This is a genomic window from Pseudomonas baetica (assembly GCF_019733355.1).
GTDB lineage: Bacteria > Pseudomonadota > Gammaproteobacteria > Pseudomonadales > Pseudomonadaceae > Aquipseudomonas > Aquipseudomonas baetica_A.
This window is the reverse complement of record NZ_JAIHLQ010000008.1, coordinates 145606-160202: the sequence shown is the minus strand read 5'-3', so window position 1 is coordinate 160202 and position 14597 is coordinate 145606. Positions and strand designations below refer to the sequence as shown.

The window sequence follows — 14597 nt, the reverse complement described above, 5'->3', positions numbered from 1 at the left end:
TCCTCAGGCCGCGCCTAATTACTCGAACCAATGGGCTCGGGCGGCCATGATCAACTTGCCGGCACGATCATCGTCAATGCCGTCGATGTCGAGCAGGTCGTCAATAGACTGCTCGGCCAGGTCTTCGCGGGTAATTACGCCGCGCACCGCCAGTTCCATCGCCAAATCCTTGTCCATACCCTCAAGCGAGAGCAGGTCTTCGGCCGGATGGGCGTCTGCCAGCTTTTCCTCAGTAGCGATGGCTTTGGTCAACAAGCGATCCTTGGCACGAGCGCGAAGCTCGTTGACGATGTCCTCGTCAAAGCCGTCGATGTTGAGCATTTCTTCCAACGGTACGTAGGCAATCTCTTCCAGGCTGGTGAAGCCTTCATCAACCAGCACCTGTGCCAACTCTTCGTCGACTTCCAGCTCGTCGATGAAGTTGCGCAGGATGTCGCCGGTTTCTGCTTGCTGCTTAGCCTGGATGTCCGATTCGGTCATCACGTTCAGGGTCCAGCCAGTCAACTGGCTCGCCAGACGCACGTTCTGACCACCGCGACCGATGGCCTGAGCCAGATTGTCTGCGCCAACGGCGATGTCCATGGCGTGGGCATCTTCGTCAACGATAATTGCCGCAACCTCGGCCGGGGACATGGCGTTGATCACGAACTGAGCCGGGTTGTCGTCCCACAGGACGATATCAACACGCTCACCGCCCAACTCACCCGACACTGCCTGGACGCGCGAACCGCGCATACCAATGCAAGCGCCCTGCGGGTCGATGCGTTTGTCCTTGGAGCGGACGGCGATCTTGGCACGCGAACCCGGATCACGGGACGCAGCCATGACTTCGATCAGACCTTCGGCAATTTCCGGCACTTCGATACGGAACAGCTCGATCAGCATTTCCGGCGCGGTACGCGACAGGATCAACTGCGGGCCGCGGTTCTCGGTGCGGATTTCCTTGAGCAGCGCACGCAAACGCACGCCGACACGGAAAGTTTCGCGAGAAATGATGTCTTCACGGGCCAGCAACGCTTCAGCGTTATTGCCCAGATCGACGATCACGTTATCGCGGGTGACCTTCTTCACGGTGCCGGAGATGATTTCTCCCAGGCGCTCGCGATAGGCGTCGACCACTTGAGCACGCTCGGCTTCACGCACTTTCTGCACAATGACTTGCTTGGCAGTCTGTGCAGCAATGCGGCCGAACTCTATGGATTCGATCTTTTCTTCAACAACGTCGCCGACATTGGCGCCAGGATGCGTTTCAGCAACCTTGCTCGGCCAGGTTTCGATAGCCGGATCGTCGAGATCGTTTTCTTCGACGACCGTCCAGCGACGGAAAGTTTCGTAAGAACCGGTGTGGCGGTTAATTTCCACACGCAGGTCAACTTCGTCTTCAAAACGCTTTTTGGTAGCAGTGGCCAGAGCCAGCTCCAGCGCTTCAAAAATTACGCTTGCCGGTACGCCCTTTTCATTGGATACCGACTCAACAACCAGCAGTACTTCTTTGCTCATCGTACGCCTCGCCTTTCGCAAGCCATTGGATCCGCGGGATCCGCGTCTCAGTCAAAACTGGGAATAATGTTGGCCTTGTCGATCATATCGATCGGCAACAGGAACTCATGGTCATCTACCTGCACCACGACGTCCTGCTCTTCTACACCGCGCAGAAGGCCCTGAAAGTTGCGTCGACCTTCAAAAGGCGAGCGCAGCTTGATCTTCACTTGTTCACCGGCAAATTTTGCAAACTGCTCAAGAGTGAACAGTGGGCGCTCCATGCCAGGCGAGGAAACTTCGAGGGTGTATTCAACGGAGATTGGATCTTCAACATCCAGCACACCGCTGATCTGACGGCTGACAATGGCGCAATCGTCCACCAGCACGCCACCCTCTTTATCGATATAAACGCGCAACATCGAGTGACGACCTTGAGCCGAAAACTCAATACCCCAGCATTCATAGCCTAGGGCCACGACCACCGGGGCCAGCAAGGCCTGCAACTCTTCTAGCTTGCTCGACACCTGAACCCCCTAGTGCATGATATGTGCATGCTATGCAAAATAAAAAAATGGGCCTAACGCCCATCCTTGAAACGCCGCCGAACAGCGGCGTCGAAAGTGTCCAGCTAACAAAAAGCCCCTTAAAAGGGGCTCCTTAAACTGGTTGCGGGGGCCGGATTTGAACCGACGACCTTCGGGTTATGAGCCCGACGAGCTACCAGACTGCTCCACCCCGCGACAAAGCTGGGGCGGAAGTATACGACCGATCCCTTGCAGGGTCAATGTAACCTTCCACCTGCAAGAAAGCCCGCAACAGCGGGCTCTCTTGACTAATTGGTACCGAGAAGGGGACTCGAACCCCTACACCCTATGGGCACAACCACCTCAAGGTTGCGTGTCTACCAATTCCACCACCTCGGCAAAACTACGTTTGAAACTCTTCTCACTTCTGCTCTTGAGCTGGAGGTACGTCAGTCGCTGGAGTAGCCGACTTTTGCTCTTGAAGCACCGGTACATCATCAGAAGCCGGTTGTTGCTGCTTAGGCACTTCCAACACTGCTGGATCTGGCAAACCTGCTTGAGTCAGCTCATGAGCTTTCTCTTTAGCAAAGTAACCTAACCCCAAGCTGGTTATGAAGAAACCGGCGGCAAGTATAGCAGTAAACTTACTAAGAAAGGTAGAGGAACCTTGGCTTCCGAACACAGTATTTGAAGCACCTGCTCCGAAAGACGCACCAGCGTCCGCACCCTTACCCTGCTGCAGCAAAACCAGAGCAACTACGCCCAATGCACCCAGCAGATGAAAAACGACTACGACTGTTTCCAGCATTTTTTCAGTTTCCCGCGGCGCGACAAATCGCACCGAACTCATCTGCATTCAGGGAAGCTCCACCAATGAGCCCCCCATCGATATCCGGCATGCCGAACAGTTCGACCGCATTGGCCGCCTTCACGCTGCCGCCGTATAGAAGCCGCACACCTCGTGCGACTTCAGAATTCTCTGCCGCCAACTGCTCCCGAATGGCCTTATGCACATCCTGCGCCTGTTGCGGTGTTGCAGTCAGTCCGGTGCCAATAGCCCAGACCGGCTCGTAAGCTATTACTGCCTTGGCAAAGGCACCTACACCCAACTCCTCAATGATACTGCCAAGCTGACGCCCGACAACTTCAAGAGTTTTACCGGCTTCGCGCTGCTCCAGGGTTTCCCCTATACACAACACCGGAATCAAGCCACATGCCTGCGCCGCTGCGAACTTGCGATTCAGCATCCCGTCTCGCTCACCCATAATCTGGCGGCGCTCGGAGTGCCCGACAAGCACAAGGGAACAGCCTGCATCCATCAACTGACTCGGCGCAATTTCACCAGTCAGCGCACCTTGCATGGACTCCACCGCAGAGTTCTGCGCGCCGACCGAGATCGACTTGCCTTTCAAGCCATCAATCACTTGATTGATATACAAGCAAGGCGGGAATACCGCGACATCAACACCGCTTGGCAAGGCCAGATGACGAAGCCCGTTGATCAGCTCAGCGACGCTGGCGCGGGTACCGTGCATCTTCCAGTTACCAGCTACCATAGGGCGACGCATGCTGTACCTCGTCGGTCAAAGTGGGCGCAGATGTTACCCAACACAATCATGGCTGGCAAGCCGAATCAGGCAGAAACTTCAGTTACCAGTTTTGCCAGCTCTTCGGCATAGCCGCGAACCTGGGTTGCATCCTCCCCTTCAACCATCACACGCACCAAAGGCTCTGTGCCGGACTTGCGCAAAAGCACACGCCCGCGACCGGCCATTGCCTGAGTGACGCGCGCGCTGGCCTCCTTGACAGCCGGATGTTCCAGCGGACTTTCGCCTCCACCGAAACGCACATTGATCAGCACCTGAGGACACTTGCGCAAAGCTTGTCGAGCTAACGCCAGACCTTCGTTACGCGTTTTGAGCGCCATCAGCACTTGCAGAGCAGCAATGATCGCGTCACCGGTCGTGGTGTGATTGAAACAGACGATATGCCCTGAGTTCTCACCACCGACCAACCAGTTACGCTCAAGCAACTCAGCAATCACATAACGGTCGCCGACATTGGCGCGAACAAACGGAATCGAAAGATCGGCAAGGGCCAGCTCCAGACCGAGATTACTCATCAGAGTGCCTACCACTCCTCCTTGCAGCTTTCCACGCTCCTGCAGATCGCGAGCAATGATGAACAGCAGGTCATCACCGTCAACAATGGCACCCGTATGGTCAACCATCAGGACCCGATCACCATCCCCGTCAAAAGCAATACCCAGATCAGCGTGCTCAGCCAGCACCGCCGCCTGCAGCTGCCCCATATGAGTGGAGCCACAATTGTCGTTGATGTTCAGACCATTTGGCTGGGCTGAAAGCACCACGACCTCGGCGCCCAGCTCACGAAAAACACTCGGCGCAACTTTATAGGTCGCACCGTGAGCGCAGTCGATGACGATCTTCAGACCGGCGAAATTGGTACCGGTTGGCACACTGCTCTTACAGAATTCAATGTAACGACCAGAGGCATCATTGATCCGCGACACCTTGCCGATCTTGCTCGACTCAACCACGGTCATTGGAGTATCGAGCAACTCTTCGATCATCAATTCCAGCTCATCCGGCAACTTGGTGCCTTTACCGGAGAAGAATTTGATGCCGTTATCATCATGCGGGTTGTGCGAAGCACTGATCACGATTCCGGCTTCAGCCTGGAACGTGCGCGACAGGTAGGCAATGGCCGGCGTCGGCATCGGGCCAAGCAGCATTACATCCGCACCCGCCGAAGTCAGGCCAGCTTCAAGCGCCGACTCAAACATATAACCGGAGATCCGTGTGTCTTTGCCAACCAGCACTTTGCAGGCGCCCATCTTGCGGAACGCCATGCCAGCAGCCCAGCCGAGCTTGAGCATGAAGTCAGGAGTAATCGGATATTCCCCGACTCGACCACGAATGCCGTCAGTACCAAAGTATTTCTTGCTCATAACTGCTCCATCGTTCTTATTCCGCCGACTCAACGGCCGCGATCATCCGCACCACATCTACCGTTTCCGCCACATCATGGACGCGCAATATACGCGCACCCTTGATTGACGCGAGCGTAGCCAGTGCCAGACCACCATGCAGACGCTCACCCACAGGACGATTCAACGCATGTCCGATCATGCTCTTGCGTGAAACACCCACCAACAAAGGCCGGCCCAATGCATGCAGGGCTTCCATATGCTTGAACAAGCTTAGATTGTGCTGCAGTGTTTTGGCGAAGCCGAAACCTGGATCAAGGATGATGCGCTCGGCAGGAATACCCGCCGACGCACACGCCTGCATGCGCTCGCAGAGAAACTCGCCAACTTCCCGAGTGACATCCTGATAGTGCGGATTGTCCTGCATATCACCCGGCTCACCGAGCATATGCATGAGGCAGACCGGCAAGCCTGTCGCCGCCGCCGCATCCAGCGCACCGTCGCGCTGCAACGAACGCACATCATTGATCAATCCGGCACCCAGTCGCGCAGTTTCGCGCATCACCGCCGGAGTCGACGTATCGACCGAGATGATGACATCAAGTTCGCGATTGATCAGCTCGACAATTGGCGCCACGCGCCCAAGCTCTTCCAGCGGCGAAACCGTACGGGCGCCAGGACGGGTGGACTCGCCCCCCACATCGATCAGCGTCGCGCCAGCGGCGACCATGGCTTCGGCGTGGCGCAAGGCCGCGTCGAGCTGGCTGTAACGGCCACCATCAGAAAAGGAATCGGGAGTGACATTGAGAATGCCCATGACATGCGTCTGGGAAAAATCAAGAACCCGGTTGCCGCAAGGCAACCGGGTCAGGGACTGTACAGAAGTCATTTCAAACCTTAAACATCAGCAGCCGGACCGCCAATCGGTTTTTCCGGACGCTCATCCTGAACGACAGGAGGCGGCGGCGTACCCGCACCACCCGACCAATCGCGAGGCTCGCGAGGCGTGCGGCCGGCCATGATGTCGTCGATCTGCTCAGCATCAATCGTTTCATACTTCATCAGCGCGTCAGCCATTGCATCCAGCTTGTCACGATTGTCCGTGAGGATCTGCTTGGCCGTGCCGTAGCACTGATCAATGATGCTGCGCACTTCAGAATCGATAAGCTTGGCAGTCTCACCAGAGAAACTGGCGCCCTGACCGCCACCACCACGCCCGAGGAACACTTCGCCCTCTTCTTCGGCATACATCAGTGGACCGAGTTTTTCCGACAACCCCCACTTGGTCACCATGTTCCGCGCAATCTGACTGGCACGCATGATGTCGTTGGAGGCACCGGTGGTCACACCGTCAAAGCCAAGTGTCATCTCTTCAGCAATACGACCGCCATACAGCGAGCAGATCTGACTGATCAGCGCACGCTTGGACAGACTGTAACGATCTTCTTCCGGCAAGAACATAGTCACACCCAGCGCACGACCGCGCGGAATGATCGACACTTTGTAAACGGGATCATGCTCAGGCACGACACGGCCAACAATCGCGTGGCCAGCTTCGTGATAAGCAGTGTTCTGTTTTTCTTTCTCCGACATGACCATCGATTTGCGCTCGGCGCCCATCATGATCTTGTCTTTGGCCAGTTCGAACTCTTTCATCTCTACGATGCGTTTGCCGCTGCGAGCAGCGAACAGCGACGCTTCGTTGACCAGGTTAGCCAAGTCGGCACCGGAGAATCCCGGAGTACCGCGAGCGATGACAGCCGGAGCAACGTCGTCACCCATTGGCACTTTTCGCATGTGAACCTTGAGAATCTGCTCGCGACCACGAATATCTGGCAGACCTACCACAACCTGACGGTCGAAACGGCCCGGACGCAGCAATGCTGGGTCAAGTACGTCAGGACGGTTGGTTGCAGCGATCACGATGATGCCGTCATTCATTTCGAAGCCGTCCATCTCAACCAGCAACTGGTTGAGGGTCTGCTCACGCTCGTCGTGACCACCGCCCATGCCCGCGCCACGATGGCGACCAACGGCGTCGATTTCGTCGATGAAGATGATGCAAGGCGCGTGTTTCTTGGCCTGCTCAAACATGTCACGAACGCGGCTAGCGCCAACACCAACAAACATCTCGACGAAGTCAGAACCGGAAATAGTGAAAAACGGCACCTTGGCTTCGCCGGCAATCGCCTTGGCCAGCAAGGTTTTACCGGTACCCGGAGGACCAACCATCAGCACACCGCGAGGAATGCGACCGCCCAGGCGCTGGAACTTGCCCGGATCACGGAGGAACTCAACAAGTTCGCCGACCTCTTCCTTGGCTTCGTCGCATCCGGCTACGTCAGCCAAGGTGGTTTTCACCTGATCTTCAGACAGCAGACGCGCCTTGCTCTTGCCAAAGCTCATCGGCCCGCCCTTGCCACCGGCGCCGCCCTGCATCTGGCGCATGAAGAACATGAACACAGCGATAATCACCAGGATAGGGAAGCTGGCCACAAGAAGCTGGGTCCAGATGCTTTGCTGCTCAGGCTGCTTGCCTTCGACCACAACATGGTTGTCGACCAGATCGCCGATCAGGCCATTGTCCTGAATCGCGGGACGAATGGTCTTGAAGCTGTCGCCGTCGTTGCGCTTGCCGGTAATCACATAGCCGTCAACCGCTACGCGCTCGACCTTGCCATCCTTGACCTGCTGGATAAAGTCGGAATAGTTGAGGGTCTGCGGCTCGTTAGGGCTGGAGAAGTTGTTCATCACCGTCACCAGGACAGCCGCGATGATCAACCACAGGATCAGATTCTTTGCCATATCGTTCAATTAACTACCCTCTGAAGCAAGCTCCGCTACTGGCGCGCGCTTCGCATGATATTCACCGGCCTAACTTACTACATTACCTACAACTCTGGCAGGCGCCGTCTGTAACCCTTTGTGAAACACTTTCTACACAATATTCGCTTATGCACGCGTGGCAAAATACGAAAAACCTATCACCCTGCCAAAAAACCTCATTACTTGCTACCGCGGTAGCCCCAAGCCAGCATGTATTGCTCGCGGGAACTGCCACGGGAAGAGTCTGGCTTGATCATCTGGATCTTGTCGAATTTCCGACGAGCATCCTTCAGGTAAACATCAAACCCTTCACCCTGAAAAATCTTGATAACGAAATTACCACCCGGCTTGAGTATCCGCTCCGCCAGATCAAGCGCCAGCTCGCAAAGGAACATGGCTTTGGGCATATCCACTTCAGGCGTACCACTCATATTGGGGGCCATATCGGAAATCACAAGGTCTACCTGCGAATTACCCACGGCTTCAAGGATCCGCGCGAGCACTTCATCCTCGGTGAAGTCGCCCTGGATGAAAGTCACGTCCGGAATGCTGTCCATTTCCAGGATGTCCGAGGCAATCAGACGCCCCTGACCACCGATCAGCCGGCTAGTGACCTGCGACCAGCCACCAGGCGCAGCCCCCAGATCGACAACACTCATGCCAGGACGGATCAACTTGTACTTCTCTTGAACCTCCAGAAGCTTGTAACTCGCACGCGAGCGGTAGCCATCCTTCTGCGCTTGCTTCACATAGGGATCATTGACATGTCTTTTCAGCCAACCAAGGCTTGTCTTGGAACGCGCCATTGGGCACCTCGATGATAAGGGTCGTGATTAATTGGGCGGATCCACGAACCCTCGGGTAAAATGGCCGCCATTTTACAGAATCCAGACGAAAGGGTCAGATTATGCCGCTCACTCAAGAGCAGAAGAAACAGTACAAATCCATTGGCCACCACCTGAAACCAGTGTTGACTGTGGCTGACAACGGTTTGACTGAAGGTGTTTTAGCCGAACTTGAACGCGCATTGGCGGATCACGAGCTGATCAAAATCAAGCTCAACATCCTCGATCGCGAGTCGCGCCTGGCGCACATCGCAGAACTGTGCAAGGTCGGCAAGGCTGACCTGGTACAGGTCATCGGCAAGATGGCACTGGTCTACCGCAAGAACTTCAGCGCCAACAAGCAGCTGTCGAACGTTCATCGCTTCAAGTGATGACAAGGGTCAAGGGTGTGCTTCGCGCACCCTGCCACTCCATCCAGGTACCGGCTGCAGCACCAGCACCAGCCCGGAAAACCCCAGAACCAGATAACTGAATACCTGCCAGCGCTGAGCATCCGGCCAGCCGACACGCACGGCGACAAACATCGCACACGCATACAACGCCATCAACAGCACCTGCCCGCGAAAATCTCGCCATAGACTGCCAAGGCCCTCGGCATGTACCAGCACCAAGGCCTGAAAAATCAAGCATGCGGCGGAAAAACCCACCACCAGCACTTCAAATGCACTGGCGACTTCATCAATCAGCAACTGCGCCAGGCCAATCTGGCCCAACGCCGGCTGCAAACCAAAATGAATCAACCAAAGACCACCGACCCACAACATCTGGGTCAGTTGCCAAAGCATGGCGCCCGCACGTAGCGGGCGCCCGGTTTCAGATGTGACGGACTTCGACAATCTCATACTCGATAACGCCACTTGGCGTTTTCACCGCAACAACATCACCCTCTTCCTTGCCGATCAAAGCACGAGCAAGAGGAGAACCGACCGAAATCTTGCCAAGTTTGAAGTCAGCCTCATCCTCACCCACGATGTGGTAAGTGACGCTTTCATCAGTTTCGACATTAGCGATTTCAACGGTGGTGCCGAAGATCACTTTACCGGTATGAGGAATCGTCGTGACATCGATGATCACCTGATTCTGAATCCGGCCTTCAATATCACGAATCCGCGCTTCGACCATGCCTTGCTGTTCGCGAGCGGCATGGTATTCAGCGTTTTCCTTCAAGTCACCCAACTCGCGGGCCGTACCGATGTCCTGGCTAAGCTTTGGACGAACGACCTTGGTCAGGTGAGTGTGCTCTTCTTCCAGGGCGCGAGCGCCCTGAACAGTCATTGGGTACTTGATTATGCTCATGCCTTCAATCCTGCGTGTAGATCCTGCAAGCGGCGCACGGTCTTTTCAGGACCGAACTTCAGCGCTTCACAGATAGCTTCGCCAGCAGCAATGGTGGTGGTGCAGTAAATCTTGTGCTGCAAGGCATTACGACGAATGGAGTAAGAGTCAGCGATCGACTGACGGCCTTCAGTGGTGTTGATGATCAGAGTGACTTCGTCATTCTTGATCATGTCGACCACGTGCGGACGCCCCTCGGTCACCTTGTTCACACGGCGCACTTTCAGGCCTGCGGCTTCGATCAGTTTGGCAGTGCCGGCAGTGGCAACCACTTCGAAGCCCAAGTTGATCAGATCACGGGCTACGCCTGCAACCAGTGGCTTGTCGTCGTCACGCACGCTGATGAATGCAGTACCGCCGGTCGGCAGCACTTCGCTGGCACCCATTTGGGCCTTGGCGAAAGCTTCGCCGAAGGTGTCGCCGACACCCATCACTTCACCAGTGGACTTCATCTCTGGGCCGAGGATCGGGTCAACGCCAGGGAATTTGGCGAACGGGAAGACCGCCTCTTTCACGCTGTAGAAGTTCGGAATGATTTCTTTGGTGAAGCCGATTTCTTTCAGGGTTTTACCGGCCATCACACGAGCCGCGATCATCGCCAGGGAAACACCGATGCACTTGGAGACGAACGGTACGGTACGGGAAGCGCGCGGGTTGACCTCGATGACATAGATGTCTTCGCCTTGCAGCGCCAATTGCACGTTCATCAGGCCGACAACGCCCAGTTCCAGGGCCATTTTCTTGACCTGTTCGCGCATCTCGTCCTGGATGTGCAGCGGCAGCGAGTACGGCGGCAGCGAGCACGCGGAATCACCGGAGTGAACGCCGGCCTGCTCGATGTGCTGCATGATCGCGCCAATCACGACATCAGTACCGTCGCAAACTGCGTCGACGTCCATCTCGATGGCGCAGTTGAGGAAGTGGTCGAGCAGCACCGGGCTGTCGTTCGACACCTTCACCGCATCACGCAGGTAGCGTTTGAGTTCTTCTTCTTCGTAAACGATTTCCATCGCCCGGCCGCCCAGTACGTAGGACGGACGCACGACCAGCGGATAACCGATCTTGCTGGCAGCACGAATCGCTTCGTCCTCGCTACGCACGGTGGCGTTTGGCGGCTGACGCAGGTTCAGACGCTCAACCATTTGCTGGAAGCGCTCACGGTCTTCAGCGCGGTCGATGGCGTCAGGGCTGGTACCGATGATCGGCACGCCGGCAGCTTCCAGAGCACGAGCCAGTTTCAGCGGAGTCTGGCCGCCGTACTGGACGATCACACCTTTGGGCTTCTCGACGCGGCAGATTTCCAGCACGTCTTCCAGCGTTACCGGCTCGAAGTACAGACGGTCGGACGTGTCGTAGTCGGTGGACACGGTTTCCGGGTTGCAGTTGACCATGATGGTCTCGTAACCGTCTTCGCGCAGAGCGAGGGCCGCGTGAACGCAGCAGTAGTCGAACTCGATACCTTGACCGATACGGTTCGGACCGCCACCCAGAATCATGATCTTGTCGCGACCGGACGGCGCCGCTTCGCACTCTTCCTCGTAAGTCGAGTACAGGTAAGCGGTGTCGGTGGCGAACTCGGCCGCGCAGGTGTCAACGCGCTTGTAGACCGGGAACACTTCCAGCTTGTGACGGTGAGTGCGCAGGTTTTTCTCGGTAACGCCCAGCAGCTTGGCCAGACGCTGATCGGAGAAGCCTTTGCGCTTGAGTTTGAACATCAGGTCACGGTCGATAGCGGACAGACCGAGGGTCTTGACCTTCTCTTCTTCCTTGATCAGATCTTCGATCTGCACCAGGAACCACGGGTCGATCATGTTCATGCCGAAGATGTCTTCGACAGTCATGCCCGCACGGAAGGCGTCTGCCACGTACCAGATACGCTCGGCGCCCGGCACAGTCAGTTCGCGCTTGAGCACGCTCATGCTTTCCGGATTGCTCAGGTCGAGCTTCTCGTCCAGACCGCAAACGCCCACTTCCAGACCGCGCAGGGCTTTCTGCAGGGATTCCTGGAAAGTACGGCCGATGGCCATGACTTCACCGACCGATTTCATCTGCGTGGTCAGGCGCGCGTCAGCCTTGGCGAATTTCTCGAAGGCGAAGCGTGGCAGCTTGGTCACGACGTAGTCGATGGACGGCTCGAAGGACGCCGGGGTCTTGCCACCGGTGATGTCGTTCGACAGTTCGTCGAGGGTGTAACCCACAGCCAGTTTGGCCGCGACTTTGGCGATCGGGAAACCGGTGGCTTTCGAAGCCAGCGCCGAGGAACGCGATACACGCGGGTTCATTTCGATCACGACCATACGGCCAGTGTTCGGGCAGATACCGAATTGAACGTTGGAACCGCCAGTCTCGACGCCGATCTCGCGCAGTACCGCCAGGGAGGCGTTACGCAGGATCTGGTATTCCTTGTCGGTCAGGGTCTGAGCCGGGGCGACAGTGATCGAGTCACCGGTGTGCACGCCCATCGGGTCGAAGTTTTCGATCGAGCAGACGATGATGCAGTTGTCCTTTTTGTCGCGGACAACTTCCATTTCATATTCTTTCCAGCCGATCAGGGATTCGTCGATCAGCAGCTCTTTGGTTGGCGACAGGTCCAGACCACGGGCGCAGATTTCTTCGAACTCTTCACGGTTGTAAGCGATACCGCCACCAGTGCCGCCCATGGTGAAGGATGGACGGATGATGCACGGGAAACCGAGGGTTTCGAGAACCGCGTTGGCTTCCTCCATGCTGTGGGCGATGCCGGAACGCGGGCACGCCAGGCCAATGGATTTCATCGCCTTGTCGAAACGCGAACGGTCTTCAGCCTTGTCGATGGTGTCGGCGTTGGCACCAATCATTTCTACGCCGAACTTCTCCAGAACGCCTTCGCGCTCCAGGTCCAGGGCGCAGTTCAGAGCGGTCTGGCCGCCCATGGTTGGCAGCACCGCATCCGGACGTTCTTTTTCGATGATCTTGGCAACGGTCTGCCACTTGATCGGTTCGATGTAAGTGGCATCAGCCATGTCCGGGTCGGTCATGATGGTGGCCGGGTTGGAGTTCACCAGGATGACGCGGTAACCCTCTTCGCGCAGGGCCTTGCAGGCCTGGGCGCCGGAGTAGTCGAATTCACAAGCCTGGCCGATAACGATCGGGCCAGCGCCGAGAATCAGGATGCTTTTAATGTCTGTACGTTTTGGCATGGGTTTGTCACTCAAATCCGCAGGTCAGTCGGCAAGCCGTCTTGATCGATTTCTGAAGTCTCGAGGGGGCCGCCGGCGTCGGGGCCGCCCTCGAAGGGCTTCTCTCTACAGTCTCAAGGCGAGCGCTTAGCGTCGCTTGGCCATCTCGTTGATGAAGCGGTTGAACAGTGGCGCGACATCGTTCGGGCCGGGGCTCGCCTCAGGGTGACCCTGGAAGCTGAACGCGCTCTTGTCGGTGCGCTCGATGCCTTGCAGGGTGCCGTCGAACAGCGATTTGTGAATCGCGCGAACGTTGGCTGGCAGGGTTTCTTCGTCTACCGCAAAACCGTGGTTCTGACTGGTGATCATCACGACACCCGTGTCCAGATCCTGCACCGGGTGGTTGGCACCGTGGTGACCATGGCCCATTTTCAGGGTCTTGGCACCAGAGGCCAGCGCCAGCAACTGGTGACCGAGGCAGATGCCGAATACCGGAGTTTCGGTTTCCAGCACGTCCTTGATCGCCTGGATCGCGTAGTCGCACGGCTCCGGATCACCAGGGCCGTTGGACAGGAACACACCGTCCGGCTTCAGAGCCAGTACGTCAGCGGCCGGAGTTTGCGCCGGCACCACAGTAACGCGGCAGCCGCGCTCGACCAGCATGCGCAGAATGTTCAGCTTGACGCCGAAGTCGTAGGCAACGACGTGGTAAGGCAACTCGGAAGCTTCGATGGTCGCGTGGCTGTCGGTTTTCAGATCCCAGACAGTGGAACGCCATTCGTATTGGGCCTTGGTGCTGACGACTTTCGCCAGATCCATGCCCTTGAGGCCCGGGAAGCCTTGCGCGGCGGCAATGGCGGCTTCTTCGGAAATGTTGTCACCAGCCATGATGCAGCCGTTCTGCGCACCTTTTTCACGCAGGATGCGGGTCAGACGACGGGTGTCGATACCGGCGATTGCCACAACGTTGTTGGCTTTCAGGTAATCAGACAGGGACATCGTGTTACGCCAGTTGCTCGCTACCAGCGGCAGGTCACGAATGACCAGACCAGCGGACCAGACGCGGTCGGATTCGGCATCTTCAGGCGTGGTGCCGGTGTTGCCGATGTGCGGGTAAGTCAGAGTAACGATCTGTTGGGCGTAGGAAGGATCGGTAAGGATTTCCTGATAGCCGGTCATTGCGGTGTTGAACACCACCTCACCAACGGTTTGACCGTCGGCTCCAATGGCTTCGCCGCGAAAAATGCTGCCATCAGCAAGGGCAAGTATGGCTGGCTTAGTCAAGAAGACCTCCCGTAAATAACGCATGAAAGGGCGATCGCAGGTTGTAAAAAAGCGGAGTGACGTATGGACACGTCACCCCGCTTCTTCACTGAATTATTCTGCTCGCTTTTAGTGGACACACTAAAGCTGTAGCTTACAGAAAAAGGCTTTTTTGGTCCACCGCTAAAGAGCCTAAAAGGCCGGAGAATGCGAC

At 56.7% G+C, this 14597-nt stretch carries 13 protein-coding genes and 2 tRNA genes; 1 reads left to right on the top strand and 14 read right to left on the bottom strand.

Annotated features, from left to right (window positions below; genetic code table 11):
* Positions 1 to 18: 18 nt before the first annotated feature.
* The 10 genes from nusA to rlmE form a co-directional block, all read right to left on the bottom strand.
* The gene (gene nusA, locus K5E40_RS10280) at positions 19 to 1500 is read right to left on the bottom strand and encodes a transcription termination factor NusA (protein ID WP_221730613.1); all 1482 of its coding nucleotides are present in this window, start codon (positions 1498 to 1500) and stop codon (positions 19 to 21) included.
* 47 nt (positions 1501 to 1547) lie between these two features.
* Positions 1548 to 2006 carry a ribosome maturation factor RimP gene (gene rimP / locus K5E40_RS10275; protein WP_007915250.1) on the bottom strand — a complete coding sequence of 153 codons (459 nt, stop codon included), beginning with the start codon at positions 2004 to 2006 and terminating at the stop codon, positions 1548 to 1550.
* A 139-nt stretch (positions 2007 to 2145) separates the two neighbouring features.
* A tRNA-Met gene (locus tag K5E40_RS10270) sits at positions 2146 to 2222 on the bottom strand.
* Between the two features lie 97 nt (positions 2223 to 2319).
* Positions 2320 to 2405 (bottom strand) — tRNA-Leu (locus tag K5E40_RS10265).
* Positions 2406 to 2427: 22 nt separating this feature from the next.
* On the bottom strand, positions 2428 to 2814 hold the full coding sequence (gene secG, locus K5E40_RS10260; RefSeq protein WP_095191056.1) for a preprotein translocase subunit SecG: 387 nt from the start codon (positions 2812 to 2814) through the stop codon (positions 2428 to 2430).
* Between the two features lie 4 nt (positions 2815 to 2818).
* Positions 2819 to 3574 (bottom strand): triose-phosphate isomerase, encoded by a 756-nt coding sequence (tpiA, locus tag K5E40_RS10255; protein ID WP_221730612.1) that lies wholly within the window; start codon positions 3572 to 3574, stop codon positions 2819 to 2821.
* A 65-nt stretch (positions 3575 to 3639) separates the two neighbouring features.
* A complete protein-coding gene (glmM, locus tag K5E40_RS10250; protein WP_221730611.1) occupies positions 3640 to 4977 on the bottom strand; it encodes a phosphoglucosamine mutase in 1338 nt (445 codons plus the stop codon).
* A gap of 16 nt (positions 4978 to 4993) precedes the next feature.
* Positions 4994 to 5845: a dihydropteroate synthase gene (folP, locus tag K5E40_RS10245; RefSeq protein WP_221730610.1), complete on the bottom strand. Its 852-nt coding sequence runs from the start codon at positions 5843 to 5845 to the stop codon at positions 4994 to 4996.
* A gap of 8 nt (positions 5846 to 5853) precedes the next feature.
* On the bottom strand, positions 5854 to 7761 hold the full coding sequence (gene ftsH, locus K5E40_RS10240) for an ATP-dependent zinc metalloprotease FtsH (protein ID WP_221730609.1): 1908 nt from the start codon (positions 7759 to 7761) through the stop codon (positions 5854 to 5856).
* Between the two features lie 200 nt (positions 7762 to 7961).
* On the bottom strand, positions 7962 to 8588 hold the full coding sequence (rlmE, locus tag K5E40_RS10235; protein WP_221730608.1) for a 23S rRNA (uridine(2552)-2'-O)-methyltransferase RlmE: 627 nt from the start codon (positions 8586 to 8588) through the stop codon (positions 7962 to 7964).
* Between the two features lie 101 nt (positions 8589 to 8689).
* Here rlmE and K5E40_RS10230 point away from each other — a divergent pair, with 101 nt between their 5' ends.
* On the top strand, positions 8690 to 8998 hold the full coding sequence (locus K5E40_RS10230; protein WP_129388960.1) for a YhbY family RNA-binding protein: 309 nt from the start codon (positions 8690 to 8692) through the stop codon (positions 8996 to 8998).
* A gap of 9 nt (positions 8999 to 9007) precedes the next feature.
* On the opposite strand, the gene K5E40_RS10225 is transcribed toward K5E40_RS10230, so the two are convergent.
* The 4 genes from K5E40_RS10225 to carA all read right to left on the bottom strand — a co-directional run bounded on the left by K5E40_RS10225 (position 9008) and on the right by carA (position 14404).
* Entirely contained in the window at positions 9008 to 9412 is a 405-nt protein-coding gene (locus tag K5E40_RS10225) for an MFS transporter (protein WP_221730607.1), read from the bottom strand.
* A gap of 28 nt (positions 9413 to 9440) precedes the next feature.
* Positions 9441 to 9917 (bottom strand): transcription elongation factor GreA, encoded by a 477-nt coding sequence (gene greA, locus K5E40_RS10220; RefSeq protein WP_221730640.1) that lies wholly within the window; start codon positions 9915 to 9917, stop codon positions 9441 to 9443.
* 2 nt (positions 9918 to 9919) lie between these two features.
* Positions 9920 to 13141 (bottom strand): carbamoyl-phosphate synthase large subunit, encoded by a 3222-nt coding sequence (gene carB / locus K5E40_RS10215; RefSeq protein ID WP_221730606.1) that lies wholly within the window; start codon positions 13139 to 13141, stop codon positions 9920 to 9922.
* Between the two features lie 126 nt (positions 13142 to 13267).
* Positions 13268 to 14404: a glutamine-hydrolyzing carbamoyl-phosphate synthase small subunit gene (gene carA / locus K5E40_RS10210; protein WP_221730605.1), complete on the bottom strand. Its 1137-nt coding sequence runs from the start codon at positions 14402 to 14404 to the stop codon at positions 13268 to 13270.
* Positions 14405 to 14597: the final 193 nt, after the last annotated feature.

Bases quoted from the DNA above. Each gene is read 5' to 3' on its own strand.
- nusA (WP_221730613.1), bottom strand. From the start codon at position 1,500: ATGAGCAAAGAAGTACTGCTGGTTGTTGAGTCGGTATCCAATGAAAAG.
- secG (WP_095191056.1), bottom strand. From the start codon at position 2,814: ATGCTGGAAACAGTCGTAGTCGTTTTTCATCTGCTGGGTGCATTGGGC.
- tpiA (WP_221730612.1), bottom strand. From the start codon at position 3,574: ATGCGTCGCCCTATGGTAGCTGGTAACTGGAAGATGCACGGTACCCGC.
- glmM (WP_221730611.1), bottom strand. From the start codon at position 4,977: ATGAGCAAGAAATACTTTGGTACTGACGGCATTCGTGGTCGAGTCGGG.
- folP (WP_221730610.1), bottom strand. From the start codon at position 5,845: ATGACTTCTGTACAGTCCCTGACCCGGTTGCCTTGCGGCAACCGGGTT.
- ftsH (WP_221730609.1), bottom strand. From the start codon at position 7,761: ATGGCAAAGAATCTGATCCTGTGGTTGATCATCGCGGCTGTCCTGGTG.
- rlmE (WP_221730608.1), bottom strand. From the start codon at position 8,588: ATGGCGCGTTCCAAGACAAGCCTTGGTTGGCTGAAAAGACATGTCAAT.
- K5E40_RS10230 (WP_129388960.1), top strand. From the start codon at position 8,690: ATGCCGCTCACTCAAGAGCAGAAGAAACAGTACAAATCCATTGGCCAC.
- K5E40_RS10225 (WP_221730607.1), bottom strand. From the start codon at position 9,412: ATGCTTTGGCAACTGACCCAGATGTTGTGGGTCGGTGGTCTTTGGTTG.
- carB (WP_221730606.1), bottom strand. From the start codon at position 13,141: ATGCCAAAACGTACAGACATTAAAAGCATCCTGATTCTCGGCGCTGGC.